Origin of the sequence: Amycolatopsis orientalis DSM 43388 (assembly GCF_000411975.1) — a bacterium.
GTDB classification, from domain to species: Bacteria; Actinomycetota; Actinomycetes; order Mycobacteriales; family Pseudonocardiaceae; genus Amycolatopsis; species Amycolatopsis orientalis_D.
On the sequence record NZ_ASXG01000094.1, the window covers coordinates 26,647 to 53,514 of the forward strand.

23 protein-coding genes are annotated in these 26,868 nt (G+C 70.6%); 11 read left to right on the forward strand and 12 right to left on the reverse strand.

Annotation, left to right across the window (positions count from 1 at the left end; translation table 11 throughout):
- Positions 1 to 156: 156 nt before the first annotated feature.
- Complete coding sequence (locus L942_RS18565) at positions 157 to 585, reverse strand: MarR family winged helix-turn-helix transcriptional regulator (RefSeq protein WP_037362015.1); 429 nt, start codon at positions 583 to 585, stop codon at positions 157 to 159.
- A 9-nt stretch (positions 586 to 594) separates the two neighbouring features.
- A complete protein-coding gene (locus L942_RS18570; RefSeq protein WP_037362017.1) occupies positions 595 to 2,061 on the reverse strand; it encodes an FAD-dependent oxidoreductase in 1,467 nt (488 codons plus the stop codon).
- Positions 2,062 to 2,147: 86 nt separating this feature from the next.
- On the opposite strand from L942_RS18570, the gene L942_RS44935 reads away from it, so the two are divergent.
- The gene (locus L942_RS44935; RefSeq protein ID WP_063695789.1) at positions 2,148 to 3,179 is read left to right on the forward strand and encodes a TetR/AcrR family transcriptional regulator C-terminal ligand-binding domain-containing protein; all 1,032 of its coding nucleotides are present in this window, start codon (positions 2,148 to 2,150) and stop codon (positions 3,177 to 3,179) included.
- Between the two features lie 488 nt (positions 3,180 to 3,667).
- Here L942_RS44935 and L942_RS18580 read toward each other — a convergent pair whose 3' ends face one another.
- The gene (locus L942_RS18580) at positions 3,668 to 4,237 is read right to left on the reverse strand and encodes a YdcF family protein (RefSeq protein WP_200862860.1); all 570 of its coding nucleotides are present in this window, start codon (positions 4,235 to 4,237) and stop codon (positions 3,668 to 3,670) included.
- A 129-nt stretch (positions 4,238 to 4,366) separates the two neighbouring features.
- Between L942_RS18580 and L942_RS18585 the strand changes: the two genes are divergently transcribed.
- The 5 genes from L942_RS18585 to L942_RS18605 all read left to right on the forward strand — a co-directional run bounded on the left by L942_RS18585 (position 4,367) and on the right by L942_RS18605 (position 10,599).
- Positions 4,367 to 6,013, forward strand: a complete 1,647-nt coding sequence (locus tag L942_RS18585; RefSeq protein WP_051166076.1) for a sigma-54-dependent Fis family transcriptional regulator — start codon at positions 4,367 to 4,369, stop codon at positions 6,011 to 6,013.
- A 63-nt stretch (positions 6,014 to 6,076) separates the two neighbouring features.
- Entirely contained in the window at positions 6,077 to 7,576 is a 1,500-nt protein-coding gene (locus L942_RS18590; protein ID WP_037362019.1) for an aldehyde dehydrogenase family protein, read from the forward strand.
- A gap of 28 nt (positions 7,577 to 7,604) precedes the next feature.
- Positions 7,605 to 8,726 carry an NDMA-dependent alcohol dehydrogenase gene (locus L942_RS18595; RefSeq protein WP_037362021.1) on the forward strand — a complete coding sequence of 374 codons (1,122 nt, stop codon included), beginning with the start codon at positions 7,605 to 7,607 and terminating at the stop codon, positions 8,724 to 8,726.
- The gene (locus L942_RS18600; RefSeq protein ID WP_037362023.1) at positions 8,723 to 9,661 is read left to right on the forward strand and encodes an AAA family ATPase; all 939 of its coding nucleotides are present in this window, start codon (positions 8,723 to 8,725) and stop codon (positions 9,659 to 9,661) included. The genes L942_RS18595 and L942_RS18600 overlap by 4 nt, the downstream gene beginning before the upstream one ends.
- A gap of 128 nt (positions 9,662 to 9,789) precedes the next feature.
- On the forward strand, positions 9,790 to 10,599 hold the full coding sequence (locus tag L942_RS18605; protein WP_235079240.1) for a vWA domain-containing protein: 810 nt from the start codon (positions 9,790 to 9,792) through the stop codon (positions 10,597 to 10,599).
- 374 nt (positions 10,600 to 10,973) lie between these two features.
- On the opposite strand, the gene mftR is transcribed toward L942_RS18605, so the two are convergent.
- Positions 10,974 to 11,648, reverse strand: coding sequence for a mycofactocin system transcriptional regulator (gene mftR / locus L942_RS18610; protein ID WP_235079243.1), 675 nt, complete (start codon positions 11,646 to 11,648; stop codon positions 10,974 to 10,976).
- A gap of 241 nt (positions 11,649 to 11,889) precedes the next feature.
- Positions 11,890 to 12,348: an Lrp/AsnC family transcriptional regulator gene (locus tag L942_RS18615; protein WP_037362027.1), complete on the reverse strand. Its 459-nt coding sequence runs from the start codon at positions 12,346 to 12,348 to the stop codon at positions 11,890 to 11,892.
- Between the two features lie 173 nt (positions 12,349 to 12,521).
- Here L942_RS18615 and L942_RS18620 point away from each other — a divergent pair, with 173 nt between their 5' ends.
- A complete protein-coding gene (locus tag L942_RS18620; RefSeq protein WP_037362029.1) occupies positions 12,522 to 15,965 on the forward strand; it encodes an indolepyruvate ferredoxin oxidoreductase family protein in 3,444 nt (1,147 codons plus the stop codon).
- Positions 15,966 to 16,755: 790 nt separating this feature from the next.
- Positions 16,756 to 18,048, forward strand: coding sequence for an IniB N-terminal domain-containing protein (locus L942_RS18625; RefSeq protein ID WP_200862861.1), 1,293 nt, complete (start codon positions 16,756 to 16,758; stop codon positions 18,046 to 18,048).
- Positions 18,049 to 18,292: 244 nt separating this feature from the next.
- Here the strand turns inward: L942_RS18625 and L942_RS18630 are convergent, their stop codons facing one another.
- The 5 genes from L942_RS18630 to L942_RS18650 all read right to left on the reverse strand — a co-directional run bounded on the left by L942_RS18630 (position 18,293) and on the right by L942_RS18650 (position 21,451).
- A complete protein-coding gene (locus tag L942_RS18630) occupies positions 18,293 to 19,090 on the reverse strand; it encodes a sigma-70 family RNA polymerase sigma factor (RefSeq protein ID WP_106964938.1) in 798 nt (265 codons plus the stop codon).
- A 212-nt stretch (positions 19,091 to 19,302) separates the two neighbouring features.
- Positions 19,303 to 19,806 carry an SRPBCC family protein gene (locus L942_RS18635; protein ID WP_037362032.1) on the reverse strand — a complete coding sequence of 168 codons (504 nt, stop codon included), beginning with the start codon at positions 19,804 to 19,806 and terminating at the stop codon, positions 19,303 to 19,305.
- Positions 19,803 to 20,159, reverse strand: a complete 357-nt coding sequence (locus L942_RS18640; protein WP_037362034.1) for a metalloregulator ArsR/SmtB family transcription factor — start codon at positions 20,157 to 20,159, stop codon at positions 19,803 to 19,805. The genes L942_RS18635 and L942_RS18640 overlap by 4 nt, the downstream gene beginning before the upstream one ends.
- A gap of 42 nt (positions 20,160 to 20,201) precedes the next feature.
- Complete coding sequence (locus tag L942_RS18645; protein WP_037362036.1) at positions 20,202 to 20,564, reverse strand: DUF5313 family protein; 363 nt, start codon at positions 20,562 to 20,564, stop codon at positions 20,202 to 20,204.
- Positions 20,565 to 20,584: 20 nt separating this feature from the next.
- The gene (locus L942_RS18650; RefSeq protein WP_037362038.1) at positions 20,585 to 21,451 is read right to left on the reverse strand and encodes an RNA polymerase sigma-70 factor; all 867 of its coding nucleotides are present in this window, start codon (positions 21,449 to 21,451) and stop codon (positions 20,585 to 20,587) included.
- A gap of 134 nt (positions 21,452 to 21,585) precedes the next feature.
- On the opposite strand from L942_RS18650, the gene L942_RS18655 reads away from it, so the two are divergent.
- Positions 21,586 to 22,320: an SDR family oxidoreductase gene (locus L942_RS18655; protein ID WP_037362040.1), complete on the forward strand. Its 735-nt coding sequence runs from the start codon at positions 21,586 to 21,588 to the stop codon at positions 22,318 to 22,320.
- 39 nt (positions 22,321 to 22,359) lie between these two features.
- On the opposite strand, the gene L942_RS18660 is transcribed toward L942_RS18655, so the two are convergent.
- Both L942_RS18660 and L942_RS18665 read right to left on the reverse strand, forming a co-directional pair.
- On the reverse strand, positions 22,360 to 22,911 hold the full coding sequence (locus L942_RS18660) for an HAD family acid phosphatase (protein WP_063695790.1): 552 nt from the start codon (positions 22,909 to 22,911) through the stop codon (positions 22,360 to 22,362).
- A gap of 201 nt (positions 22,912 to 23,112) precedes the next feature.
- Complete coding sequence (locus tag L942_RS18665) at positions 23,113 to 23,982, reverse strand: oxidoreductase (protein ID WP_037362043.1); 870 nt, start codon at positions 23,980 to 23,982, stop codon at positions 23,113 to 23,115.
- A gap of 153 nt (positions 23,983 to 24,135) precedes the next feature.
- On the opposite strand from L942_RS18665, the gene L942_RS18670 reads away from it, so the two are divergent.
- Together L942_RS18670 and L942_RS18675 are read left to right on the forward strand one after the other, a co-directional pair.
- Positions 24,136 to 25,323 (forward strand): amidohydrolase, encoded by a 1,188-nt coding sequence (locus tag L942_RS18670; RefSeq protein WP_037362045.1) that lies wholly within the window; start codon positions 24,136 to 24,138, stop codon positions 25,321 to 25,323.
- Between the two features lie 87 nt (positions 25,324 to 25,410).
- Positions 25,411 to 26,766, forward strand: a complete 1,356-nt coding sequence (locus L942_RS18675) for a serine hydrolase domain-containing protein (RefSeq protein ID WP_037362201.1) — start codon at positions 25,411 to 25,413, stop codon at positions 26,764 to 26,766.
- The last annotated feature ends 102 nt before the right edge of the window (positions 26,767 to 26,868 follow it).

Sequence of the window (26,868 nt, forward strand, 5' to 3'; positions counted from 1 at the left end):
CCGGCGCCGTGCTGGCCCGTGCCCCGGGCTCACCCGGAGATGTCGTCTTCACCTGCCACGATGGAAATCCTCTTGATCAACTCTGCGGTCCGCTGGCCAGGATACCAGGACGCGGGGGAAACGCATCCGAGTTCCACAATGGACGGACCGCGGCGGTCAGAAGGTCTGCCCCAGCCGCTCCAGCAACGGCGCCGCCTCCGCCAGCACCTTCAGCTCCTCCGGCGAGAAGCCCGAACTGAGCGAATCCGCGAACTGCCGCATCCGGGCGTCGCGGCGAGCGCGCAGCACCTCGCTCCCCTCGGGGGTCAGCGAGACGATCATCTGCCGTCCGTCGGCGGGATCGGGGTCGCGGGTGACGAAGCCGCGTGCGGACAGTCCGCTGAGGGTCGCGCTCATCGCTTGCGGGGTGATCTGCTCGGCGCGGGCCAGCGCGGCGGTGGTGGCCGGGCCGTCGCGGTCCAGGCGGGACAGGGCCGAGCGTTCCGGCAGGGACAGTTCGGCCGTGATCTGGTTCTGCCGCAGCCTGCGGGCGATCAGGCTGACCGCGCCGTACAGCGTCGCGGCCAGTTCGTCGGGGGCGGACATGGGAAGAGGCTAAAGCAGGTACTCCTGGACAGCGGGGAAGTCGCCCGCGTCGGAGATCAGGCCGACATAGCCGTCGGGGCGGAGCAGGATCAGGCTGCGGCCGGTCGGGGAGTAGGCGCGGGCAAGGTGACCGGCGGAGTCGGCGATCTCGTCGTCGGCGGCGGGCCGGGCGACGACGTGGAACGTGCGGACCGGCGCCTCGACCCGGGGGCCGAAGTTCAGCAGGGTGAACTGGCCGCCGCGGGTGAGGTCGAACAGGCGGCAGGTGCCGGTCGTGGTGGTGAGGCCGGGGGCGTCCGGGGCGCGGTCGCCCGCGCGGAGCTGGGCGGATTCGCCGCGATCGTCGCGCGCCAGGACGGAGCCGCGGTAGTTGACGCTGAGCTGGGTCGTGGCCCGGTCGCTGCGGATGGGGATGCTTTTCTGCTTGGCGGCTTCGGCCAGCCGCGCGGTCGACAGTTGCAGTACGCCGGCGGCGATCGGGCGGCGTTCGGATTCGTAGGTGTCCAGCAGGGCGGGCGAACCGGCGGCGAGTTTCCAGCCCAGGTTGTGTGCGTCTTGGATGCCGGTGTTCATGCCCTGGCCGCCCGCGGGGGAGTGCACGTGCGCGGCGTCGCCGGCGAGGAAGACGCGGCCCTCGCGATACCGGTCGGCCAGGCGCGTGTTGGAGCGCCACACCGACGTCCATTTCGGGGTGTGCAGGCGGAGGTCGGTGCGGCCGCTTCGCCGGGCGAAGATCGTTTGCAGGGTGGACAAGTCGAGGTCGGGTTCGCCGCCGATGGGCGCTTGGTACTGGAACAGCTCGGTGGACGGCAGCGGGCAGAGGCTGACGAAACCCTCGGCGCAGCGCCACATGTGCCAGGCGTCGCGGTCGAGGCCGTCGACGGCCAGGTCGGCGACGATCATCCGGATCCGCTCGTCCGTCTCGCCCTCGAAGGCGATCCCGGCTTGTTTGCGGACGACGCCGCGGCCGCCGTCGCAGCCGACCAGCCATTGCGCGCGGACGGTTTCGGTCTGGTCGCCGGTGCGCAGCAGTGCCGTCACCGCGTCGGAGGACTGGGTGAAACTCTCGAGCGCGGTGCCGAACTCGACCGCGCCGCCGAGTTCGGCCAGGCGCAGGCCGAGAGTTTCTTCGACGCGCCATTGCGGAGTGATGACCGTTGCGGGATAAGGAACATCCGGACGCTCTTCGTAGGTCGGGCCGCCGCTCGTGCGGCCGTCGGGGTCGATGAGCCGGATGGGCATCGCGGACCGGCCGTTGGCGAGGATGCGGTCGATGACGCCGAGGTCGTCGAACACCTCGAGGCTGCGTGGCTGCAGCCCCTTGCCGCGCGAGCCCGGGCGCGGGCCGGGCGACGCTTCGACCAGCCGGAACGCGACGCCGCGCCGCGCGAGTTCGCAGGCCAGCGTGAGCCCGGTCGGGCCCGCGCCGACGATCAGCACCGGCGATTCGGACGTGGACGGGTGTGCGTGCGACATTTCGATCCCCCTGGCTCCGAAGAACTCCCTGTCCGCCACAGTAGAGAAAGTTGCTAAGAAAGACAAACCTTTCTATCGTGGGTTGCGTGGCCCCGGAAACCGTCCGCCGCCGACGCGGCGAGCAGCTGGAGTCCGCGTTGCTGGCCGCCGGATGGGAGGAGCTGGTCGAAGCCGGGTACGCGCGGCTGACCATGGAATCGGTCGCCGTCCGCGCCCGCACGAGCGAGGCCGTGCTCTACCGGCGGTGGGCCAACAAGGACGAACTGGTGCTGGCCGCGATGCGGCGGCACCGAGCCCTCAACCCGATCGCCGTTCCCGACACCGGGAGCCTGCGCGGCGATCTGCTCGCGTACCTGACCGCGGCGAGCGAGGCGCTCGCCGGATTCTTCGCGATCGCGGTCGCTGCCTCCTATGCCGGGCTCTTGGCCAGCACCGGTGCCACGCCCGCCCAGATCCGCGACGAGATCATCGGCGACCGGCTGCTTCCCCGGGACATCTACCAGCGCGCCCACGACCGCGGCGAGATCGACCTGACCCGCCTGTCCGGCACGGTGCTCGAAATGCCGTTCCAGCTGGCGCGCCACGACCTCCTGCTGGACCTCGCCCCGCTCCGGCCCGCGCGGATCCGGGCGATCGTCGACGAGCTGTTCCTTCCGCTGGTCCAACCATTGGTTAAAGACTTAACTTCGCCTGTGGAAAAGCCGCCGGAACCGATGCCGGGAGACATTTTCCGCACGATTCGCTGGGTGCGGCGCAAGCGGATCGAGGAATGGAGCCGCACGCGCGACCTCACCTTCGAACAGGCCATCGTGCTTGGCTACCTGGGGTGGCGGCCCGGCATGATCCAGCGAGACGTCGCGGAGATGACCAGCACGACGCCCGCGAACGTCTCCCTGCTCCTCAAGGGCCTCGAACGCCGGGGACTGATCGAACGGCGCACGGAGGGCGGGCGCAAACGGGTCTACGCCACCGACGCCGGGATCGCCCTGGTCACCGGCCTCGACGAGGTGCTGGCCGAGGCGGACGAACTGGTCTTCGCCCCGCTCGCCCCCGACGAGCGGGGCGCGCTGGCGGCGACGCTGGGGAAGATCAACGCGCACCTGACTGGCGCGTCGTGAGTGGTGCTGCCGGTTCTAGCCGGGATTGACCTCGCCCGGCTTGGGTGCGGACCTCTTCGGCGGCGCTGGGGCCGGGCCGGGCCATCGCTCGTCCAGCCAGCGTCGGTGCCTCGCGCCGGTCGCCTGGCCGGTGTTCGGCTGGCCGCCTGTGCCTCGTATCGCTCGGCCGACCCGCGTTCGGCTGGGTGTGTGCGTCTTGGATCGGTCGCCTGGCCGGTGTTCGGCTGGGTGTGTGCGTCTCGGGTCGGTCGCCTGGCCGGTGTTCGGCTGGGTGTGTGCGTCTCGGGTCGGTCGCCCGGCTGGTGTTCGGCTGGGTGTGCGCGTCTCGGGTCGGTCGCCTGGCCGGTGTTCGGCTGGCCGTCCGCGTCTCGGATCGGTCGCCCGGCTGGTGTTCGGCTGGTCGTCCGTCCCCGCCTCGCATCGCTCGCCCGGCCATTGTCCGGCTGGCCGGTCCCGCCGCGCAGCGTGCCCCCATGCCGGATCCACGCTCATCGCTGCAGCCGTCGCAGATTCCGTTTTCCCAGTACCGCCATCAACGGCTTCACCGCCAGCAGCTCGCCGAACCGGTAGTCCTTCGCCGGCACCAGTCGCTCCGCGAGGTCCGGGCGGTGGCGGCGCAGGTAATGCCGGGCCTTCTCCGCGTGCAGGGAATTCGAGACGATCTTGATCCGGTCCGCGTCCTCGATCAGCGGCACCGCGCGGAGCACGTTCTCCCACGTCGACCGGCTCTCCGTCTCCAGCGCCAGCGGACCGCGGTAGCCGCGCTCCCGTGCGTACCGGGCCATCAGCGCGGCCTCGGTCTCCGAGCCGCCGACCGCGCCGCCGCACAGCACCAGGCGCGACGGTCCTGGCGCCTGCGAACGTACTGCCGCCCGCACTCGCCAGCGGTTCACGAAATTGGCTCGCGACCCGCGGTTGCGGTAGCCGAGCACGACCACTGCCTCGCCGGTGCCCGACGTCCCGGGGCGGCCGCCCAATCCGCGCCGCGAGGAGCGCCAGTGCTCCCATTCGGCCCAGCCGAACAACGCGACGAAAAGCAGCAGAAAACGACGCAGCACCCACCCGACCTTACCATTGTCCACAAAGGACACACTGGGTCCCGGGAAGACGCGCGTCTGGAACTTGTCGATCCGCGAAGGTACTGTCACACAAACCGCTACGTCGCCGTCCGGTAGTCGGGAGGAGCAGTGTCGCTCGGAGGGATACCGTCGCAGGGCTCCGCCGTCCTGCGGCCGCCGATCGCCGATTCGTGGCGCCGGTCCCGGCTGTTCGGCGTGGCGCCGGAGCTGGACCAGTCCGCGATTTCGATCGGCGAGGTCGATCCGCGCAGCAGGCTGATGACCGCCGCCCGCCCGGTGCTGGAGCAGCTCGTCGAGCAGCTGACCGGCACCCGGTTCTCCATCCTGCTCGCCGACCGCGACTGCCGGCTCGTCTTCCGCTGGTTCGGCGACCGCGGCCTGCAGCGCCAGCTGGAGGAGATCGGCGTGCTGCACGGATCGCAGCTCAGCGAGGGCCGCGTCGGCACGAACGCGCTGGGCACGCCGCACGAATCGCGCCAGGCGGTGGAAATCCACGGCCAGGAGCACTACGTCGACGCGTTGAAGCGGTTCAGCTGCTACGGCCATCCGATCCGGCATCCGCTCACCGGGCGGATCGAGGGCGTCCTCGACATCACCGGCGAAAGCGACAGCAGCAATCCGCTGTTCGGGCCGCTCGTGCAACGCGTCGTCGGCGACATCGAACAGCTCGTGCTGGAGAGCGCCCGCGCCTGCGAACGGCGGCTGTTCCTGGCGTTCCAGCAGGCCACGCACCACCGCAGCGTGCCGGTCGCGGTGCTCGGCGGGGACCTGGTGTTCGCCAACGAAACCTGCATCGAGCACCTGCGCCCCGCCGATCCGACCCTCCTGCGCACGTTGCTGCCGCAAGTGCCGGAACGCGGAGTGTTCGACACTCGCCTCGAAGTGGGTGACGGAATCAGTCTTTCGGTCGTAGCCGAACGCGTCGAGGGTTCGACGGACGGTGCCGTCTTCCGCATCGCGAGGAGCACCAGCAGCAGTCGGAAACCGGCCACCGCCGGGAAAAAGCCGGCCCGCTCGGTCCTCGTCGCGGGAGAACCGGGCACGGGCCGGACCACCGAGGCCCGTGCGCGAGCCGGCGTGGACGATCCGGTCGTCCTGCACGGCGCCGCCGCGCTGCGCGAGGAACCCCGAGCCTGGGCGACAAGATTCGCCGACCTGATCGCACAGCCGCGCGCCGCCGTCGTCCTGGACGACGTTCACCTGCTCCCGGAGAGCCTGCTCCCCTTGGTCGGCGAGGCGCTCGACAACCCGGGATCGGCCCGGCTCCTGCTCACCTCCGTCCCTTCGGACGCGATGTCCCCGGCCGTCGCGGCAATCGCGGCGAGGTGCGCCGAAACCGTCGCCCTCGCCCCGTTGCGCGAGCGTCTCGACGACCTGCCGGCGATCGCCGAGTCTATGCTCCGCGACGAGTATCCGGATCGAAAACCGCGCTTCACCGGTACCGCACTGGCCGCGCTGCGGACGCATCCGTGGCCGGGCAACCTGCACGAACTGCGCGCGGTGATGCGCGAGGTCTCCCGTCTTCCGTACACGGGGGTGATCGACCTCGCCCAGCTGCCGCCCGCGTACCGCGGCAGTTCGCGCACGCGGCAGCTCGGCGGGCGGGAACTCGCCGAACGGAACGCGATCGTCACGGCGTTGCGCGCCAGCGAAGGCAACAAGCTGCGCGCGGCCCGCGAACTCGGCATCAGCCGCACCACGCTCTACCGGCGCATGCAGGCGCTGGGCGTGACCGACGACTGTCCACTTCTGTAACACTTCGCCCCCGGTCCGCCGGGTGACGATGACCTCCGTCACAACGAAGTGAGGAGGCGCCAGGTGACCGCAACGGTGGAATTCCCCCTGCACACCCAGGTCCGGGAGTTCGTGTCCGGCCCGCTGGAGCTCTTGATCGGCGGGCGCTGGGTCCCGGCCGCGTCGGGCCGGACCTTCCCGACCTACGACCCGGCCACCGGGGAAAAGATCGCCGAGGTCGCGCACGCCGAGGCCGAGGATGTCAACCGCGCCGTCGCCGCCGCGCGCAAGGCGTTCGACGAGGGCCCGTGGCCGGCGATGAAGCCGAACGAGCGCGAACGGCTGATCTGGCGCATCGGCGATCTGCTGTCCGAGCGGGCGGAGATCTTCGGCCAGCTGGAAGCGCTCGACAACGGCAAGTCCGCGGCGATCGCGACGGCGGTGGACACCGGCTGGGCCGCCGACGTCTTCCGCTACTACGCGGGCTGGGCGACCAAGATCGAAGGCAGCACGGTGAACGTGTCGATGCCGTTCGCTCCGGACGCGCAGTTCCACGCCTACACGCTGCGCGAGCCGGTCGGCGTGTGCGGGCAGATCATCCCGTGGAACTTCCCGCTGCTGATGGCCGCGTGGAAGATCGCGCCGGCGCTCGCCGCGGGCAACACCGTGGTGCTCAAGCCCGCCGAGCAGACGCCGCTGACCGCGCTGCTGCTGGGCAGGCTGTTCGAGGAGGCCGGATTCCCGCCCGGCGTGGTCAACATCGTCACCGGCTTCGGCGACGCCGGGGCCGCGCTGGCCGCGCACGACGGCGTGGACAAGGTCGCGTTCACCGGCTCGACCGAGGTGGGCAAGAAGATCGTCCAGGCGGCGAGCGGGAACCTGAAGAAGGTTTCCCTTGAACTGGGCGGGAAGAGCCCGAACGTGGTCTTCGCCGACGCCGATCTCGACCTCGCGGTGCCCGGTTCGGTCAACGCGTGGATGTTCAACCACGGCCAGTGCTGCGTCGCCGGAACGCGGCTGTACGTGGAGGACACGATCTTCGAGGAGTTCACCCAGGCGGTCGCGGAGGCGGCGAGCCAGGTGAAGATCGGGCCGGGTCTCGACCCGGAAACCCAGCTGGGTCCGATGGTGTCCCAAGAGCAGTTCGACCGCGTCTCGCGCTATCTGGGCGAGGGGCTCGCCGACGGCGCCCGCGCGCTCACCGGCGGAAAACGCTGGGGCGACACCGGATACTTCATCGAGCCGACCGTTTTCGTCGACGTGAAACCGGAATTCAGCATCGTCCGGGAAGAGATCTTCGGCCCGGTCGTGGCGGCCATGCCGTTCAACGCCGAAGCCGGCGTGGCCGCCGCGGCCAACAACAGCGAGTACGGCCTGGCCGCCGGGGTCTGGACACGCGACGTCGCGAAGGCGCACCGTACTGCGAAGGAACTGAAGGCAGGCTCGGTGTGGGTCAACCAGTACAACGGCTTCGACACGGCGATGCCGTTCGGCGGCTACAAGCAGTCCGGCTGGGGCCGGGAACTGGGCGCGGCCGCGCTCGACCTCTACACGCAGACCAAGTCCGTGAACATCGCGCTGTGATCCGCCCGCTCGAACAAAGGAGTTCCCGATGAAGACGAAAGCAGCGGTCGTCTACGAGGTGGGCAAGCCGATCGAGGTGGTCGAACTCGACCTCGAAGGCCCCGGCCAGGGCGAAGTGCTGATCCGGTACACCCACGCCGGGCTGTGCCATTCGGACGTGCACATCGCGCACGGCGACCTGGAGGCCCGGCTGCCGATGGTGCTCGGCCACGAGGGCGCGGGCATCATCGAGGACGTCGGCCCCGGCGTCACCCGGGTCAAGCCGGGCGACCACGTCGTGTGCTCGTTCATCCCGAACTGCGGCGTGTGCCGCTGGTGCGCCACCGGGCAGCAGGCGATCTGCGACATGGGCGCCACGATCCTCGAGGGCTACCTGCCCGGCGAGCGGTTCCCGTTCAGCGGTCCCGGCCCGGTCAAGGAATACGGCGCGATGTGCATGCTCGGCACGTTCAGCCAGTACTCGACCATCCACCAGAACTCGGTGGTGAAGGTCGACGACGACCTCCCGCTCGACAAGGCGGTGCTCGTCGGCTGCGGCGTCCCGACCGGATGGGGTTCGGCGGTCAACGCGGCCAACGTCCGGCCGGGCGAGACGGTGATCGTGTCCGGCGTCGGCGGCATCGGCATCAACGCGGTGCAGGGCGCGCGCTATGCCGGCGCGAAGAACGTGATCGCGCTGGACCCGCTGGAGAACAAGCGCGAAAAGGCGATGGAACTGGGCGCGACGCACGCGGTCGCGACGCCGGAGGAAGCCGCGGAGCTGGCGCAGTCGTTCACCAACGGCAACGGCGCGGACAAGACGATCGTCACCGCGGGCATCGTCACCGAGGAGATCGTCACCGGCGCGTTCAACGCCACCGGCAAGGGCGGCACGATCGTGCTGACCGGGCTGAACAAACTGTCGGTCAACAACGTCAACCTCCCCGGTTCGATCCTGACGCTGTTCAAGAAGACGGTGAAGGGCAGCCTGTTCGGCGACTGCAACCCGACCACGGACATCCCGAAGATCCTCGGGCTGTACCAGAGCGGCGACCTGAAGCTGGACGAGATCATCACCCGCACATACCGCCTGGAAGAGGTCAACCAGGGGTACGACGATCTCCTGGAGGGCCGGAACGTGCGCGGCGTGCTGGTCCACGACGCGCCGTGACGGCTTTGTCGGCGGACTGCGGGCCGGTTTCCGGTCCGCGGTCCGCGGTTCCCCTCCTGGCCGCGGACGTGGTCGGCCGCCGCCGCGAAATCGAGCTGCTGCTGGCCGGTCTCGACTGCGGTGCGCACGTCGTGCTCGAAGGCCCGCCCGGCACCGGCAAGACCACGCTGCTGCGCGCGGTCGCGGAAGCCGGCGGTTCACCGTTCGTGTTCGTGGAAGGCAATGCCGAGCTGACGCCCGCCCGCTTGGTCGGCCAGTTCGACCCTTCGCGGGTGCTGGCCGAGGGCTACGTGCCAGAGACCTTTGTGGACGGTCCGCTCATCGAGGCACTGCGCACCGGCGGCCTGCTGTACGTCGAGGAAGTCAACCGGATCCCGGAGGAGACGCTCAACGTCCTGATCACCGTCATGTCCGAGGCCGAACTGCACGTCCCGCGCCTGGGCCGGGTGCGCGCCGCGGACGGGTTTCGGTTGGTGGCCGCGATGAACCCGTTCGACGCGGTCGGCACCGCCCGCATCTCGTCGGCCATCTACGACCGGGTGTGCCGGATTGTGATGGGCTACCAAAGCCACGAGGAGGAGAGCGACATCGTCGCCCGCCGCGGCCCGTCCGTGCCCGCGGAATGGCGGGACAAAGTCGTGGACCTGGTCCGCCGCACGCGCGAGCACGCCGACGTCCGGGTCGGTTCGTCCGTGCGCGGCGCGATCGACGTAGTCCGGCTGGCGGTTTCGCTGGCCCGCATCCGCGGTGCCTCGGCCACCGAGTGGCGCATCGGCTACGACGCCGCCCTGGCAGCGTTGTCCGGTCGAATCGGTTTGCACGAATCCAGCGGCCGTACCGCGGAATCGGTGATCGACGAACTGTACGTCGCGGTCTTCGGCGAGGAAGACCCGCCACCGGACTCGGCAGGCGGTGCCCCGCCGGGGGAAGCCTGAGCCCGCCGCCGGCGGGCCCCCAACAGCATCAGCGACCGCCCCGCCCGGGTTCAGCGCGCAGCAGCACCACGCCCCGCTCCGAACTGTCCCGCAACAGCCGCTTCGCGGAAATCTCGCCCGAGGTGGGCATGCTGGACGAGGAAGCGTTCAGCACGGTCTTCCGCGAGGACGCGGACGAGGCGATGGCCTTGCTGGTCGAGATGAGCAAGGCGACCGACGAGTCCCTGCGCGCTGCCGCCCGAGGCCTGGCCCGCCGCCTGATGATCGACGTCGCCCGCCAAGGCGTCGCACGCGGACGAGGCGTAGGAAAGCTGCGCCGAGACCGCGCCGACCGAGGCGGCGAACTAGACCTGGACCGATCCCTGCCCGCACTGGTCGACGCGGCAGCCGTCGGCGGAGTTCCAGCCCTGGACGACCTGGTAGCCCGCCGATGGGCCCGCCCGGAACTGGCCCTGTGCCTGGTAATAGACACCAGCGGCTCAATGACGGGCGCACGACTGGCCGCGGCCGCACTCACCGCCGCCGCATGCTCGTGGCGGGCCCCAGTGGAACACGCAGTGGTGTCCTTCGCCCGGACGGCGGAGGTAATCCGCCCGCTGCGGTCCTCCAGGTCGAAGGCCGCGGTAGTGGATTCGGTGTTGTCGTTGCGCGGACACGGCGTCACCGCATTGGCAGCAGCTCTGCACAAGGCGAACGAACAACTGGCTTCCTCAAGAGCAGCCCGGAAAACGGTCCTGCTGCTGTCGGATTGCCGCGCCACCGACGATCAAGACCCACTACCCGCGGCGCGCGCGTGCGAAGAACTGTTGATCCTGGCCCCCGCAGAAGACTGCGAGGAAGCCGAACGCTTCGCCCGAGATGCAGGCGCACGCTGGCACCCGCTCACCGGTGCCGCCTCGGCCCCCGCCGCCCTGGCCACCCTGCTGGACCGCCCGTGAGGGCCACCTTCACGGACGCTGATTCCGTCAGGGTTCCCCTCACGACCCGCCGCCGTCCGTGGGGGGCTCCTTCACGGGCTTAGATTCCCTCGAGGAGCCCTTCACGCCCCGCCGCTACCGACACCGGCCCGCAGGCCACATCGGGTCGCCAGCCCCGGCCCCCGCGATCCGCAACCGCTGCACCCACCGATCGAGGCACCCAGCCCTGGCCCTGCACCCCGATACGAAGCCTCCCTGCGGTCTTGGGGTGCTTGTCAAGGCACGCTTTCCCGCCTTGACAACCACCCTCAGACCGTCAGCACAATCAAGCTTCGGGGTGCCCCACGCCAACTCACCCGCCTGCAATGTCGCCGCCAGGCGACGAGCAGCCGCCCCTAACCCCCACCAGGCTCCCCAACCAACACCTCATCAGCGAACCCAGCCGCCAACGCCCGCAACCCGGCATCCAGATACAACGTCAAATCCGCATCGGCCCGAGCCGACCACCGCTCGTAAGCCGCCCGGCACGTAGCCAGCACCGCCCGCCCGACCGCCAGCGGATACAGCGAATCCTCGTCCTGCCCGGTCCGCCGCGCCACGAAACTGATCACCGCCCGTTCCCAGGCGTCATAATGCCGGGTCGCGCTGGCCGCCAGCTCCGCGACGGTGCTGAGCAAATTCATCCGCATCCGCAGTTCGGGCACATCCTCGGCCCGGTAATGATTGGCCGCCAGCACCGCCCGCCGGACGGCTTCCAGCACCGGGACGTCCTCCGGCGCCTCGGCGAGCAGCTCCTGGATCGTGTCCACCTCGGAGTCGAACTCGTTCCAGAGCACGTCCGACTTGGCGTCGTAATACCGGAAGAACGTCCGCCGGCTGACCCCGGCCGCGGCCGCGATCTGATCGACCGTGGTCTCGTGGAATCCCTGCTCGGTGAACAGCCGCAGCGCGATCTCCTCGAGCTGCCGCGCGCTGGTCCCGCGCGGACGCCCCCGCCGAGGCCGCGCCTCGCCGGACTCGCCGACCGGATCAGCAGGCATGCCTTCCCCTCCCGCGAACGCTTCTGTCACCGGGTGACACTACTCGGTCACGGCACCCGCGGCCGCCCCGAGACCTGTCGATAGCACTCCACAATGGACTGTCGAATTCCCGCGGAAGGCGAAATCGGCGGCCTCAGGCCCGAAGCAGCCCCCATTTCCCGATTGCTGCTCGAAAGCGAGAAATGGCGGATGGCGGTCCCGCTCCCGTGCCCAGCGCGGGTGCGGCGAGCGAAATCGAGCACTGCCGGACCGTGCCGCCGCCGCCCGAAGGTCACTCCGGCCGATCCTCGCCACGCACCCACGAATCGAGCACGATCAGCGTCCGCGTGCTGGTGATCCGGTGGCTGCGCCGCAGTTCGTCGATCGTGCTCTGCAGGTGCGCCATGTCGCGGCTGCGCAGCCACACCACCGCGTCCGGGTCGCCGGCGATGGTGAACACCGCCTGCGCCTCCGGGATCCGTGTGGTCGTCTCCACGATCTCCGCGACGTTCGTGCTGCCGAAGAACCGCAGCTGCGCGAACGCCTCGATGCCCCAGCCGAGTTTCGCGTGGTCGACCTGCACGGTGAACCCGGTGATCACGCCCTTCTCCCGGAGCCGGTCGACGCGCCGCTTCACCGCCGCGGTCGAGAGCGACACCCGCCCGGCGATGTCCGAGAACGTGCGCCGGGCGTCCTCGCGGAGCAACGCGATGATCTCGTGGTCGGTCGCGTCCAGCAGTTCTTCGGTCATAAGCGGCATCGTACGCAACAGATCTGCCCGATCGGCCCTCTCGCGCGTCATCCTTTGCGTCCTTGCCACTACAGTGGCCGGGCGCGTTGCGCCGGTCCCAGGTGTCGGGTGAGGTGGCTCACGTCCCAACGGCGGGTGCCCGCCGGCTGATGGCGTGCGGAAGGGAAGTGCGGATGAACGCCTTCACGTTGGAAGACCGGTACGTGCGCGAAGCGGGCACCGTCTACCTGACCGGGGTGCAGGCGCTGGTCCGCGTCCTGCTCGACCGGATCCGGCTGGACCGGCGGAACGGCGCGGACTCGGCGGCCTTCGTGTCCGGATACCAGGGTTCGCCGCTCGGCGGGTTCGACCTGGAGCTGGCGCGGCGGTCCGCCTTGCTGGCCGAGCACCGGATCGTGCACCAGCCGGGCCTCAACGAGGAACTCGGCGCGACCGCGGTCATGGGCAGCCAGCTCGCCGCCCGGGCGGGCACGATGCGGCCGGACGGCGTGGTCGGCATGTGGTACGGCAAGGCGCCCGGCCTGGACCGGGCCACCGACGCGCTGCGGCACGCGAACCTCGCCGGCACCGATCCGCGCGGGGGCGCGGTCGCGCTGGTCGGCGACGATCCCAACGCGAAATCCTCGACCATCCCGTGTGCGTCCGAGCACGCGCTCGCCGACCTCGCGATGCCGGTGTTCTTCCCGGCCGACTCGCAGGACGTGCTGGAGCACGGCAGGCACGCGGTCGAACTTTCCCGCGCGAGCGGGCTGTGGTCCTCGATGAAGATCGTCGCGAACGTCGCCGACTCCGGCGGCACCGCAGTGGTCGATTCGGACTGGACCGCGCCGGAGATGCCCGAAGGCGCGTACAAGCACCAGCCGAACAGCCGCCTGCTCGGACCGGAACTGAGCACGCTCGAGCACAGCCTGCACCGCGTGCGGCTGCCGCTCGCGATGGAATACGTGCGCGCCAGCGGAATCAACCGCATCGTCCGATCCGGACCGGACGACCGAGTCGGCATCGTCACGGCCGGGAAGTCCTATTTGGACCTTCGGCAGGCGCTGCGGATGCTGGGCCTCGGCGAAGCCGAACTGTCCCGCTACGGGATCCGGCTGCTGAAGCTCGGCGTCGTGTACCCGGTCGAACCGGGCATCATCCGGGAATTCGCCGAGGGCCTGGACGAAATCCTGGTGGTCGAGGAGAAGCGCGCGCTGGTCGAACCGGCGATCAAGGAGATCCTCTACGGCCGCACCGGCGCCCCGCGCGTGTACGGCAAGTCCGATCCGCGCGGCCAGGTGCTGTTCACCGAACTCGGCGAACTGGACCCGGACCGCATCGCGAGCGGCCTGGCCAAACGCCTGCCCGACGCGGAACCCGTCGCGGCATGGAAACAACGGCGGCGGCGCGAGCGTATTTCGGTGCCGCTGCTGGCCCGCACGCCGTACTTCTGTTCCGGCTGCCCGCACAACTCGTCCACCAAGGTCCCGGACGGGACGCTCGTCGGCGCCGGAATCGGTTGCCACACCATGGCTTTGTTCATGGAGCCGGAGCAGGTCGGCGAGGTAGTCGGGCTGACCCAGATGGGCGGCGAAGGCGCGCAGTGGATCGGCATGGCCCCGTTCGTCGAGACGCCGCACCTGATCCAGAACATCGGCGACGGCACGTTCATGCACTCCGGCAGTCTCGCCGTCCGCGCCGCGGTGGCGGCGGGCGTCGACATCACCTACAAGCTGCTTTACAACTCCGCGGTCGCGATGACCGGCGGTCAGGACGCCGTCGGCGGGCTGTCCGTGGAGAAGGTCGCCGCGCTGCTGCTGACCGAGGGCGCTGCCAAGGTCGTGATCACTTCGGACGCTCCGCGCCGGCTGCGCAAGCGCAAGCTGCCGCGCGGGGTCGAGGTGCGCGACCGGTCGGAACTCCTTCGCACGCAAGAAGAACTGGCCGCGCACCGCGGGGTCACAGTGCTGATTCACGAGCAGGAGTGCGCGGCGGAGAAGCGACGCAAGCGTCGCCGGGGAAAGCAGGAAACGCCTGCCCGCAAGGTGTTCATCAACGAACGCGTCTGCGAAGGCTGCGGCGACTGCGGGGTGAAGTCGAATTGCCTTTCGGTGCAGCCGGTCGAGACGGAGTTCGGTCGTAAAACGCAGATCCACCAGGCTTCGTGCAACGTCGACTACTCCTGTTTGGACGGGGACTGCCCGTCGTTCCTGACCGTCGTCCCGACCGGCGAGGTCAAGCGCCGCCATCTCGCCCCGATCAGCGCGGACGTGCTGCCGGAACCGGCGGAAACCCGGTCCGACGTCGCGGTGCGGATCACCGGGATCGGCGGCACCGGCGTGGTCACCATCGCGCAAATCCTCGGCGTCGCCGGGGTTCTCGACGGCAAGCACGTGCGCACCCTCGACCAGACCGGCCTCGCGCAGAAGGGCGGCGCGGTCGTGTCGGACGTGAAGATCTCCGCTGACGCGGTCGAGCAGGCTCCCAAACTCGCGAACGGGGAGTGCGACCTCTACCTCGCGTGCGACGCGCTGGTCGCCGCCGACCCGGCGTACCTCGGGGTCGCCGACGCCTCGCGGACGGTCGCCGTAGTGTCCACTTCGGAGGTTCCGACCGGCCGGATGGTGGTGGACAAGGAAGTTTCCTACCCGGACCAGTCCAGCATCCGCGGCGCGCTCGGCGACGCGACCGCCGCCGGGCACTACCTCGACGCGCGCGGCCTCGCCGAGCAGATCTTCGGCGACGACCAGTTCGCCAACATCCTCCAGCTCGGCGCGGCTTACCAGACCGGGGCGCTGGCAGTGACCGCGGAAAGCCTCGAACAGGCCATCACGATCAACGGGACCGCGGTGGAGACGAACCTGCAGGCGTTCCGGCGCGGCAGGCAGCTGGTCGCCGACCCGGACACGCTCACCGCGGAACTCTCCCCGTCTTCGGACGCCCCGGCTCCGGCGACGGTCGACGCGGAAGCGGTCCGCCGCGTGCGCGCTCTGGTGCGAGCGGACGGCGAACTCGCCCGGGTGCTCGACCTGCGCATCCCGGACCTCATCGCCTACCAGGACGAGCGTTACGCGCGGGAATACGCGGAGTTCGTCGAGCGCGTCCGCACGCGGGCCAATGCTTCGGTGACCGAGGCGGTCGCGCGGAATCTCTACAAGCTGATGGCCTACAAGGACGAGTACGAGGTCGCGCGCCTTTCGCTGGACCCGCAGCTGACCGCGGAAATCGAAGCCCAGTTCGGCGTCGGCACGCGATTCGCGCACCGGCTGCACCCGCCGGTGCTGCGCGCGCTGGGCATGAACCGTAAAATCAGCCTCGGCGGCCGCAGCTTCCGGCCCGCGTTCGCCGCGCTGCGGGCCATGCGCAAGCTCCGCGGGACGAAACTGGACCCGTTCGGCCGCGCGGAGGTCCGGCGGGTCGAGCGAGCGCTGATCGGGGAGTACCGGCAGGCGCTGGAACGCGCGCTCGAGGTAGCCGACCGCGGCGACACGCGGCTGGTCGAGCTGGCGGCGCTGCCGGACTCGGTGCGCGGATACGAGGAAATCAAGCTGGCCAACGTGGCCTCCTACCGGCGGCGGCAGGAGGAACTGCTGCGGGAGTTGGAGACGCCGGATTCGGTGCGGGTCGCCACTGCCTGACGGTGTGGGATCGGTTTGATTCGGGTGGCCTCGGCGGGCTGGTGCTGGCGGGGAGCTGGGTACGGGTGCGGGTTGCCGCGGGCCGGGTTTGGTCCTGTGGCGACGGCTGGCTTCGGGTCAGCCGTCGCTAGCGGGAGCAGGGATCCGGGCAAGCAGCGGCCGGGCGAGACTGTCCGCATCGCTTGCCGACTTCGTGCTGCCGGATCGCTGCTGCGGGCGGCCGGTGCCCAGCGCGCGGCCTTCAGGCGGTCCGGTCCACGCTGGCCGCCCCTCACCGCCGATCGCGTCGCCCGGCGGATTCCGCGAAGAATCCCCTTAATCGCACCGTGATCAACCTCCGCAAACAACATCCAGCACGGATTCCGCGCCAAACGTCGGCGAAGTCTCCGAAACGGCGGACGGCTGGGCAAACTCGGTCGGCGCGCCGTTTCGGCTTTCCCGCCGCGCCCGGTTCGGCGGGAAAAGCCCTGTAGGTGTCACACCAATGGGTGGTCCTGGCGAACCTCTCCGGGCGACCCGCGTCCGTCGCCCGATCGGTGGGGTGGGCGGCGCTCGGCGGGGTGGGTCGGCGGCAACGCTGTGACCAGCGCTGACGCGCCGAATCCCCTAATGCCCCTAATCGGGGGAGCGGCGAAGTCCCTAGTGGGTACTCCGGCTAACCCGGGTGACCCCCCGATGGCGGGCATTCGGCGGAGTCCTATGTTCGGAAAAGGAGCCGGCTCTGGGGCCGGCTCGTCCGTTTCTCGGACACCCCACCCCGATCCGTTGTCACCACAGGAGAATACGAACTATGGGCCCGGTGCAGACGCTGCACGAATTCGCGCTGAACCTGCTGAACGACCCGCAGTCGCTGGCGGAGTACAAGGCCGACCCGCAGGGGGTGCTCAACAGCGCCGGCCTGGGCGAGCTGAACCCGTCGGACGTGCAGGACATCATGCCGCTCGTCATGGACAGCGCCCCGCTTCCGGCCGCTCCCGCCGTCCCGGCCGCCCCGAGCGTCCCGGGCGTGCCCGCCGCCCCGAGCGTGCCGTCGCCTGACCTGGCCGGCGCGTTCGACAAGGCCAACGCCGCCGCCGAGCCGGTGGCGCACGAGGCCGGCCAGGGCCTCGGCGGCGTCCTCGGCGGGCTGCCGAACCTCAGCCCGGTCTTCGAGGACGTCAGCCACGTCGCCGAGGCGACCGGCCTGAACACCGTCACCCACGGCGCCCTGGGCGCGGTCTCCGGCGTGCTGGACCACGTCGCCGACGCGACCCACTCGGTCCCGGTCGTCGGCCCGATCCTCGACGCCGCCGCGATCGACACCCAGAACACCGTCAACGCGGTGGGCGAGCACGTCTTCGACGGCAAGCTCGTCGGCTCCGCGGTGGACGCGACCACCAACCACCTCGGCGACGCGCTGACCTGGAAGGCCGTCGTGGCCGAGTCCGGCAAGCTCCCGGTCGTCGGCGGCCCGGTCAGCGGCATCGTCGAGGACGTCCGCCAGGGCGGCTCGCACCTGCTGGGCACCGTCAACGAGGCGATCGGCTCGACCCCGGTCGGCGTCCACGGCGACGACGTCCGCGCCGACCTGACCCAGGCGGCCGGCGACCTGACCTCGGCCGGCGACCTGTCCGGCACGCTGGACCACGTGACCGGCGCGCTTCCGGCCGCTCCGGGCCTCCCGGCGGTTCCGGGCGTGGGCTCGCTGCCGCAGGTTGGCTCGCTGCCGCAGGTCCCGGGCGCGGGCGAACTGCCGCAGGTCCCGGGTGTCGGCGCGCTGCCGCAGGCCCCGTCGGTCCCGGGCGTCGGCGAGCTGCCGCACGCTCCGGCGCTGCCAGCCGCCCCGAACGCGGGTTCGCTGACCCACGCCATCGAGGGCGCCACCGCGCACGCCCCGGCCGTCAACGCGGCTGCTCAGCACGTCACGAGCACCGTCCAGGACGCGGTCGAGACCGGCACCCAGCACGTGACGACCGGCGAGCTGCCGGAAGCCGCGCACGCCGCGCCGCTCAACGAGGTCCAGAACCACCTGCACGACGTGGCGGGCGGCCTCGAGTCGCACGCGAGCAACGTGCACCTGGACAGCCTGCACCTGGGACACTGATCCCGGCGCACTGAGGGTTTTCCCGCCGCGGGCTCGGACCGGTCACGGTCCGGGCCCGCGGTTTTCTTTGCCGGGCAACAGGGACAGCGGCGTCGCCGGCCTCGCACATCGGCAGACTCTGGTCGTCGCCGGGCGGATCCGCGACCAGTGTCCGACGAACCGGCCGCTGCGGAGCTGTTGCTTTCCAGGCGGGCTGCCCACTTCTGGAGCAAAGAGCGCGGGGCCGGGCACGACGCTGACCCGGCTAGCGGGGCTCCGGGATCGCCGGGTCGCCGCAGCCGGTCATCCGCGGCAGTTCGCGGTTGACCTCGGCCAGTTCGGCGGCGACAGCGTGGCACGGTTCGCATGCCGCGAGGTGTTCGGCGAGGATCCCGGCCCGGCGGGCGGGCAGGGTGCCGCGCAGCCACGCGCCCATTCGGCGGCGGACTTCTTGGCACTGCGGCAATTCCGCGTCCGGCACCTGGACTTGCAGGTAGGCCTGCCGCAGTCCCTCGCGGGCGCGGCGGGCGAGCACGGCGACGCCGTTCGGGGACACGCCGAGCACCGGTGCGAGTTCCGCTGGCGTGTCGCCTTCGGCCGACAGGCGCCACAGCACGGTTCGCCAGCGGCCGGGCAGCGTCCGGTAGGCCGACCACACCAGGCGGTCTTCCGAGCGCATGACCGCGAGTTCGTCGGCGCCGCCGTCGAGCGTCACCGGTTCTGGGACTGTCGCGTAGAGATCGATGCGATTTTCGTGGCGGCTCCAGCGGGCGAAGAGATTTCGCATGGTGGCCACGAGATACGCCGGCGCGTTCGACTCCGGGCCGCCGCCTGCCGCGACTGTGCTGAGCACGCGCGCGAAGGCTTCGGCGACCAGGTCGTCGCGTTCGGCTTGCTGGCGCACCAATCCGGCGGCGACGCGGCGCATCAGCGTGACATGCCGCCGGAACAATTCGCCGCCGGCTTGGCAGTCTCCGGCGCGTACGGCGGCGAGGAGTTCGGCGTCGGTGCGCTCGTCCTCGTCCGCCTCGGTGACCAGAGTGCTGCCCAGTGTCGTGTCCACCGTGCACCTCCCACCGGACCGGCCCACACCTCGTCACGCGGGACTACTGAAAGTAACTGGTACAGCAGTGTACTCCATATGCCGCCGGGGATCGGCCAGTCGGCGGCGTGTTTCCGTGCCGGTCGCGGCTGTCAGCCGAACGGGGAAGTCGGGGCCGGCCAAGGACAATTCGTTCGGCTGCCGACTGTCCGAAGTGGACTATTGACGGCCGGTCAGGAGAACTTTCCGGCCAATTCGGTGAAATAGGGCGTCATTGCCGGGTGGTAGTCGGCGAAGTCCGGCTTCGGCGTGCCCTTGAAGGCGGCGACGAGCAGGTCCAGGTAGTACTCCCAGCCCGGACCGGCCTCCGGGATCTTGTCCGCGGATCCGAGGTGGTGCACCAGCCGGAGTTCCGTCGCCGCGGCAAGGGACTCAAGCTGCAGTTCCATCCGCCAGGCACCGGATTCATCGGTGGACGAAACAGCCAGCCGCCGCGGGGGCTCGCAGGCGTCGATGCGAAGGTCCATCCAGGGCTGCTCGTCCTCGAACACCATCTGGACGCGGACCAGCCGACCGGGTGCCCCGTCTCCCTTCCAGGGGCCGAACCAGCGCGCGGTGCGTTCGGGTTCGGTGATCGCGGCCCACACGTCGTCGATCGGGGCGCGGAACGTGCGCGGCAGAACCAGGTCGATGGCCTCGGCGACGCGGTGCGCGCTCGCGGTGGGCACGGGTTTCATGCGGTGTGTTCCTCTCCGGAAGAGGCGTCCCGGCGGCGTTCGCGCCGGGTGCGGTGGACCTCGGTCTCCAGCGCGTCGAGCCGCTGCTGCCAGGCCGGCGGGGCGAGGAGCTGGGTGAGCCAGGCGGTGAGTTCGGCGAAGCCGCGCGGGTCGAGCGAGTAAAACCGTTGCCTGCCTGCGAGTTCGTCGCGCACCAGCCCGCTTTCCCGCAGCACGCGCAGATGCCGCGACACCGCGGGCCGGCTGATGGCGAAGCGCGCGGCGATCTGCCCGGCGGGCAGGCACTGGTGGCGAAGGAGCGCCAGGATGTCCCGCCGCACGGGGTCGGCGATGGCGCTGGCGGCCAGGTCCACGGTGGAAGCGTAACCCAGTGGTTACGCTTCCGGCAAGGCCCGTCACGGCCAGGTCGACGCTCCACCGCGGCGTTTGCGGACTTCCTTTCCGGTGCCGGGCGGGAAACCGTGCTTGGTGAGCCGGACCTCGGCGAGTTCGTCGGCGCTGGTGACGGTGAGGAACAGGCTGAGCAGCAGGCTGATCAGCAGCGCGGCGACGATCATCCCGGCGGGCATCGGCGTGACCAGCCTGAGCACGACGTAGCCCGCGATCAGCCAGGGCAGCGCCTCGACGAAGATCCGGAACGCGAAGCGCAGCACCCAGGTTTTCGCGGTCGCGTCGTACAGCACCCACTCGCGGTACTCCTCGGGGAGCACCCCGCCGTAGACGTAGTGCAGCCAGCGCACCGGGCCGGGTCGCTTCATCCCCGCCGGGTACCCCGCGCTCAGCCGGGATACGCCCCGAGCTTGGCCGGATTCATCAGCCAGAACACCCGGTGGATGCCCTCGGCCGCCGCCGCCACGGTCAGCACCGCGGTGACGGTTCCGCCGTGGCTCACCACCGCCGCGGGCTGGCCGTTCGCGTCGCTCCAGCGCACCTCGGCGCCGGTCCAGAACCGGTTGGCGAACGCGCGGACGTACTTCGCCACGGTGCGCGCGCCGACCACCGGGATCCGCGTCGCGCGGACCGCGCCGCCGCCGTCGGAGTAGCTGACGACGTCCTCGGCGAGCAGTTTCTCCAGCGTCGCGAGGTCGCCGGAGCGCGCGGCATCCACGAACGCCGCGAGCAGCCGACGCTGTTCCGCCGGTTCGACCGGCGTCCGGCGTTCCGCGGCGAGGTGTTTGCGCGCTCGGCTGACCAGCTGGCGCGCGTTCACCTCGGTGGTCTGCACGATGTCAGCGATCTGCGGATACGGATAGTCGAACGCTTCGCGCAGCACGTACGCCGCCCGTTCCGTCGGCGGCAGCTTCTCCAGCAGGAACAGCACGGCCACCTCGAGCGCGGCGGCTCGTTCGGCGCCGAGCTGCGGGTCGGCGGACGTGTCGACCGGTTCGGGCAGCCACGGGCCGACGTAGGTTTCGTGCCGGGCGCGGGCGGTCTGGCTCGCGGTGATGGCCAGCCGGGTCGTGGTGGTGGCGAGGAACGCACCCGGGTCGCGGACGGCCGAACGGTCGCAGGTCTGCCAGCGCAGCCAGACGTCCTGCAAGAGGTCTTCGGCGTCGGCGACGCTGCCGAGCATCCGGTAGGCGATCCCGAACAGCCGCGGCCGGACCTGTGCGAACACCGAGGCGGCCTCGGCGAGTTCCTCCATCAGCGGCGCGTTCCTTCCTGCTGCGGCGGGCCTTCGCGAGCTTAGCGGGCAGGGGTGTCACAAATCGGCGTGCTGTCCGGTCCTGACTGGCGACGCGCGCGGCGACCGCCGCGGCGGAACAGGAGGGAACGAGCATGAAGATCGTCGTCATCGGCGGAACCGGGCGGATCGGTTCGCAGGTCGTGCGCCTGCTCGACGGGCACGAGGCGGTGGCGGCCGCGCCGAGCACCGGCGTGAACGCCCTGACCGGTGAAGGGCTGTCCGAGGTGCTGCGAGGCGTCGACGTGCTGGTGGACGTGTCGAATTCGCCGTCGTTCGCGGACGACGACGTCATGGACTTCTTCCAGCGCTCCACCGGGAATCTGGTGCGGGCGGCGCGCGAAGCCGGGGTGCGGCAGTTCGTCGCGCTGTCCGTCGTGGGCGCCGACGAGCTGCCGGATTCCGGGTACCTGCGGGCGAAGGTCGCGCAGGAGAAGCTGATCCAGGCGAGCGGCCTGCCCTACACGATCGTGCGGGCGACGCAGTTCCTGGAGTTCGCGGACGCGATCGCGGACACGTCGACGGTCGACGGCGTGGTGCGGCTTTCCGACGGCGGCGCGCAGCCGATCGCGGCGGAGGATGTCGCGGTGGCGGTCGCGCGGGCCGCGGGCGAGCCGCCGGTCGGCGGGATCGTCGAGATCGGCGGGCCGGAGGTGCTGCCGATGGACGAGTGGATCCGGCGGGTGCTGACCGCGCGGGAAGACCCGCGCGAGGTGGTGACCGATCCGGAGGCGAAGTACTTCGGGGCGGTGCTGGGCAAGGAAAGCCTGGTGCCCGCAGAAGGGGCGGGGCGGGGGAAAATCGGGCTGACGGAATGGCTGAACTCGTGAGCGGCGTCGCCGTCGAGAACCGGCGACGCCGCTCACGAGTCAGGAAAGCTGGCCGTCGTAGTCGGGCAGTTTGAAGCCCTTTTCGTAGTCCCCGCCTTCGAGATCGGTGGACCGGTTGCCGATGTTCGCCGTGATCGTGTAGCCCTGCTCGGTCAGGTCCGCGCGGCAGCGCTGCTTGCCCGCCGCGGTGCCCTCGCCGGATTTGCGGGTGCAGATCGCGTCGATCGGGTAGCCCGCGTTGCTCAGCTGGATGCGCGCGGAGGAGGAACTGGTGCGCGCCGTCACGAAAAGGACGGACACGTGGTGCTGGCTTGCCCATTGGGCGACCGCGAGCACCGGCCGGTTCGGTTCGCCGGGGTGGTATTCGGTTTCCAGCGAGGTGTTGTCGATGTCCAGCACGATCGCCAGCCCGGACCCGCCGCGGGCGACCCGGTCGGTCAGCCACGGAATGGCCGGGTCGACGGCTTCGCGCACGTCGGCCTGCCATTGGTCGTAGCTGGGCAACTCGGACGCCGAGGCCGACGCGGTGGCCGGGGCGGCGATCAGCCCGGCGACGGCGAGAATCGCGGCGCAGGCGCTTTTGACGTTCATCGGCGCGTTTTTCTCCTTAGCGTGGCGGGAACTGCCGCCGCTCACGCTAATCGCGCCGGGACTTTCGCTGCACCGTCGTTAGTCGGTTAATCGGAACAACGGAATTCGCGCGCTGTTCACCGGAAACTCTCGCCGGGTTTTCCGTGGTGCGGCGGGGTGCGGACCGGCCGCGCGCCGGACGGTCCGCACCCCGGTCCGCCGTCATCCGGCGATGGTGTCCAATTCGGCCAGCGCGTCCGCGGGCAGTTCCAGATCGGCCGCCGCCACGTTCTCCCGCAGATGCGCGACCGACGACGTGCCGGGGATCAGCAGGATGTTCGGCGACTGGTGCAGCAGCCAGGCCAGCGCGACCGCCTTCGGGCTGGCGCCGAGCCGGGCGGCGACGTCGTCCAGCGTCGAGGACTGCAGCGGGCTGAACCCGCCGAGCGGCCAGAACGGGACGTAGGAAATTCCTTGCCCGGCAAGGGATTCGATCAGCTTCTCGTCGCCGCGGTGCGCCACGTTGTACCAGTTCTGCACGGTGACCACCGGCGCGATCGACTGCGCCTCGGCCACCTGCTCGGCGTCGACCACGCTCACGCCGAGCTCCTTGATCTTGCCTTCCTGGCGCAGTTCGGCGAGCGCGCCGAACGGTTCGGCCAGCGAGCCCGGCACCGGCGAGTGTCCGTCCGGTCCGCCGCCGACGCGCAGGTTCACCACGTCGAGCGCCTCGACGCCGAGGTTGCGCAGGTTCGATTCCACCTGTTGGCGCAGCTGCTCGGGGGAACGCTCGTGGATCCAGCCGCCCTGGTCGTCGCGCACCGCGCCGACCTTGGTGACGATCTGCAGCCCGTCGTAGGGCGCGAGCGCTTCGCGGAGCAGCTCGTTCGTCACGTACGGACCGTAGAAGTCGGCGGTGTCGATGTGGTTCACGCCCAGCTCGACGGCCGTGCGCAGGACCGCGATCGCCTCGTCGCGGTCGTTCGGCGGCCCGAAGACGCCGGGGCCGGCCAGCTGCATCGCGCCGTATCCCAGGCGGGCGACGGTGCGCCCGGCCAACGGGTACGTCCCGCCGGGGGAGTTGTCGGTCAATGTTCCGCCCTTCTTTCGTCGCCGCGCCGGTGCCGTCGCGGCTGCCGTCCATGGTGCGGCCGGCGGCGCGGCGCGGCCAGTACCCCTCGGTCCTGGGAGTGTCAGGGCCAGGCTCGCGGGATCGTCTGCGGGGTAATTTGGTATACCATTGACATGGCTTCTCTCACTGTGACCGGTGTGCGCCCGTGGGGCGGCGACCCGGCTGACCTCGTCCTCGACGGCGACCGCATCTCCGACGTCCGGCCCGCGGGTTCCGCCCCGGTCGAGGGCGAGCGGATCGACGGCGCGGGCCTGCTCGCGCTGCCCGGATTCGTCAATTCGCACGCGCACGTCGACAAGAGCTGGTGGGGCAAGCCGTGGGTGTCCTACGGCGGCGTCGCGACCACCGAGGGCCGCATCGCGCACGAGCGCGCCGAGCGGGACGCGCTGGGCATCCCGAGCGTCGAGACCGCGGAGACGGTGCTGCGCGAATTCCTGCGGCACGGCACCACCGCGGCGCGCAGCCACGTGGACGTCGACCTGGGCCTTGGCCTGAGTGGCATCGACATCGTGCGGGAAGCCGCGGAACGGCTGGGCGGCGCGGTGGAGGTCGAGATCGTCGCCTTCCCGCAGGACGGCGTGCTGCGGCGACCGGGGGTGCTGAAACTCCTCGACGAAGCCGCGGCGGAGGGCGCGAACTGGATCGGCGGACTCGACCCGGCGGGCATCGACCGGGACCCGGTCGGCCAGCTCGACGGGTTGTTCGACATCGCCGAGCGGCGCGGCGTGGGCCTCGACATCCACCTGCACGACGGCGGCGAGCTGGGCGCGTTCCAGTACGAGCTGATCGCGGACCGGACCGTGCGCGCCGGGCTGCAGGGCAAAGTCACCGTGTCGCACGGCTTCGCGCTCGGCGAGGTCCCTCCGGCACGGCAGGCGGCGCTGCTCGACCGGATCGCCGAAGCGGGCATCTCGCTGGCGACCGTCGCCCCGGTGCGGACGGCTCCGCTGCCGTGGCCCGAGCTGTCCGCACGCGAGGTGCCGGTCGGCCTCGGCACGGACGGGATCCGCGACCTGTGGTCCCCTTACGGCGACGGCGACCTCCTGCGGATCGCGCTCGGTTTCGCCCGGTTGCACGGGCTGCGGAAGGACGAGGACCTGACGGCGGCGGTGGAGCTGGCGACGCGGCGGGCGGCGTCGTTCGTGGCCCGGGAGCGGCATGACCTGGCACCGGGATGCCGGGCGGACGTGGTGCTGGTGGCGGCGGAGAACGTGCCGGACGCGTTGACGCGGGCGCCGGCGCGCTCGCTGGTGCTCGCGGGCGGCCGGGTGGTGGCGCGGGACGGCGAGGTGCTCGTCTGAGGAGTTCGTCCGGTGCTCCAGCCGGCCGCGGAATTTTCCGTAGGCCGCGACGAACTTTCGGTCCCGGCGCGGCGCTACCTTCCCGGGATGGACAAGCTCGACGCTCTCCGCAGGCGGCTGGAGCACGATCTTCCCGCACTGCTGGAACACCACCGGGTCCCCGCCGCCGTGCTCGCGGTCGCGGTCGGCGAGGACACCGCCACCGCGGCCGCCGGGGTGCTGAACCTCGGCACCGGCGTCACCACCACCGCCGATTCGGTATTCCAAATCGGCTCGATCGCCAAAGTGTGGACCGCCACCCTCGTCCTGCAGCTCGTGGACGAGGGCCGGGTCGATCTCGACGCCCCGATCCGGAAGTACCTCCCCGACCTCAAACTGGGCGAGGCGGCCATCACCGTGCGCCAGCTGCTCAGCCACACCGCCGGGTTCGAGGGCGACCTCTTCACCGACACCGGCCCCGGCGACGACGCGGTGGAGAAGTTCGTCGCGACCCTCGACGGCGTCGCCCAGCTCTTCCCGCCCGGAGAGTTGTTCTCCTACAACAACGCCGGGTACGTCGTCCTCGGACGGCTGGTGGAAGTGCTGCGCGGCAAGCATTACGAGGACTGCCTTCGCGAATACCTCGCCGCACCGCTCGGGCTGCGGCAGTTTTGCCCGAACGCCCTCGACGCCCTCCGTTTCCGCGCCGCGATCGGGCACCTCGAACCCGAACCAGGCGCGGACCTCGTGCCCGCGCCGTTCTGGTCGATGCTGCGGTCCAACGGCCCGGCCGGGTCGTCGCTAGCGATGTCCGCGGCGGATTTGGTCGCCTTCGGCCGTATGCACCTCGCGGGCGGGGCCGGAGTGCTGAGCGCGGAAAGCGCCGCGGCCATGGTGCGGCGGCAGATCAGCCTTCCGCCGCTGGGCATCATGGGCGACGCGTGGGGCCTCGGCTGGGAGCTGTTCGACACCCCGACCGGGCAGGTTTACGGCCACGACGGCAACACCATCGGCCAATCGGCGTTCTTGCGGCTGGCGCCGGAACGCGATCTCGTGGTGGCGTTGCTGACCAACGGCGGCGACGCGATGAGCCTCTACGCCGACCTCGTTCCCGCGCTGCTCAAGGAATTCGGGGGCGTCGAGGTGTCGCTGCCGCCGCGTCCGCCTGCCGAACCGCAGCCGTTCGCCGCGGACCGGTATCTCGGCACGTACGCCAGCACGGTCGCCGATCTCGTGGTTTCCCAAGACGACGACGGCCGGGTCTGGCTGGAGCAACGTCCTAAAGGGACAGCGGCGGAACTGAGCGCCGCCAGCAAATCGGAACTGGTCTTGCTCGAGGGCGACACGTTGATCCTTCGCGAGGCGCAGGCCGGAATCCATCTGCCGCTGGTGTTCCTCGGCGACGACGGCTCCGGTCGTGCGCGGTACGTCCATTCGGGGAGGGCGACCCGTCGCGCCGAGTGACCGGGCGGCTTTCCCAGGTCCGGACCGAGCCGGTGCGGCACGGCGGCCTGCTTCGGCGACAACCCGCCGCACCAGATGGACGGGGTCGAACGGGACCGGAGC

Coding starts and splice junctions, on each gene's coding strand:
- L942_RS18565 (WP_037362015.1), bottom strand. CDS start 585: ATGTCCGCCCCCGACGAACTGGCCGCGACGCTGTACGGCGCGGTCAGC.
- L942_RS18570 (WP_037362017.1), bottom strand. CDS start 2,061: ATGTCGCACGCACACCCGTCCACGTCCGAATCGCCGGTGCTGATCGTC.
- L942_RS18595 (WP_037362021.1), top strand. CDS start 7,605: ATGAAGACGAAAGCAGCGGTCGTCTACGAGGTGGGCAAGCCGATCGAG.
- L942_RS18605 (WP_235079240.1), top strand. CDS start 9,790: ATGCTGGACGAGGAAGCGTTCAGCACGGTCTTCCGCGAGGACGCGGAC.
- L942_RS18615 (WP_037362027.1), bottom strand. CDS start 12,348: ATGACCGAAGAACTGCTGGACGCGACCGACCACGAGATCATCGCGTTG.
- L942_RS18620 (WP_037362029.1), top strand. CDS start 12,522: ATGAACGCCTTCACGTTGGAAGACCGGTACGTGCGCGAAGCGGGCACC.
- L942_RS18625 (WP_200862861.1), top strand. CDS start 16,756: ATGGGCCCGGTGCAGACGCTGCACGAATTCGCGCTGAACCTGCTGAAC.
- L942_RS18635 (WP_037362032.1), bottom strand. CDS start 19,806: ATGAAACCCGTGCCCACCGCGAGCGCGCACCGCGTCGCCGAGGCCATC.
- L942_RS18645 (WP_037362036.1), bottom strand. CDS start 20,564: ATGAAGCGACCCGGCCCGGTGCGCTGGCTGCACTACGTCTACGGCGGG.
- L942_RS18650 (WP_037362038.1), bottom strand. CDS start 21,451: ATGGAGGAACTCGCCGAGGCCGCCTCGGTGTTCGCACAGGTCCGGCCG.
- L942_RS18655 (WP_037362040.1), top strand. CDS start 21,586: ATGAAGATCGTCGTCATCGGCGGAACCGGGCGGATCGGTTCGCAGGTC.
- L942_RS18660 (WP_063695790.1), bottom strand. CDS start 22,911: ATGAACGTCAAAAGCGCCTGCGCCGCGATTCTCGCCGTCGCCGGGCTG.
- L942_RS18670 (WP_037362045.1), top strand. CDS start 24,136: ATGGCTTCTCTCACTGTGACCGGTGTGCGCCCGTGGGGCGGCGACCCG.
- L942_RS18675 (WP_037362201.1), top strand. CDS start 25,411: ATGGACAAGCTCGACGCTCTCCGCAGGCGGCTGGAGCACGATCTTCCC.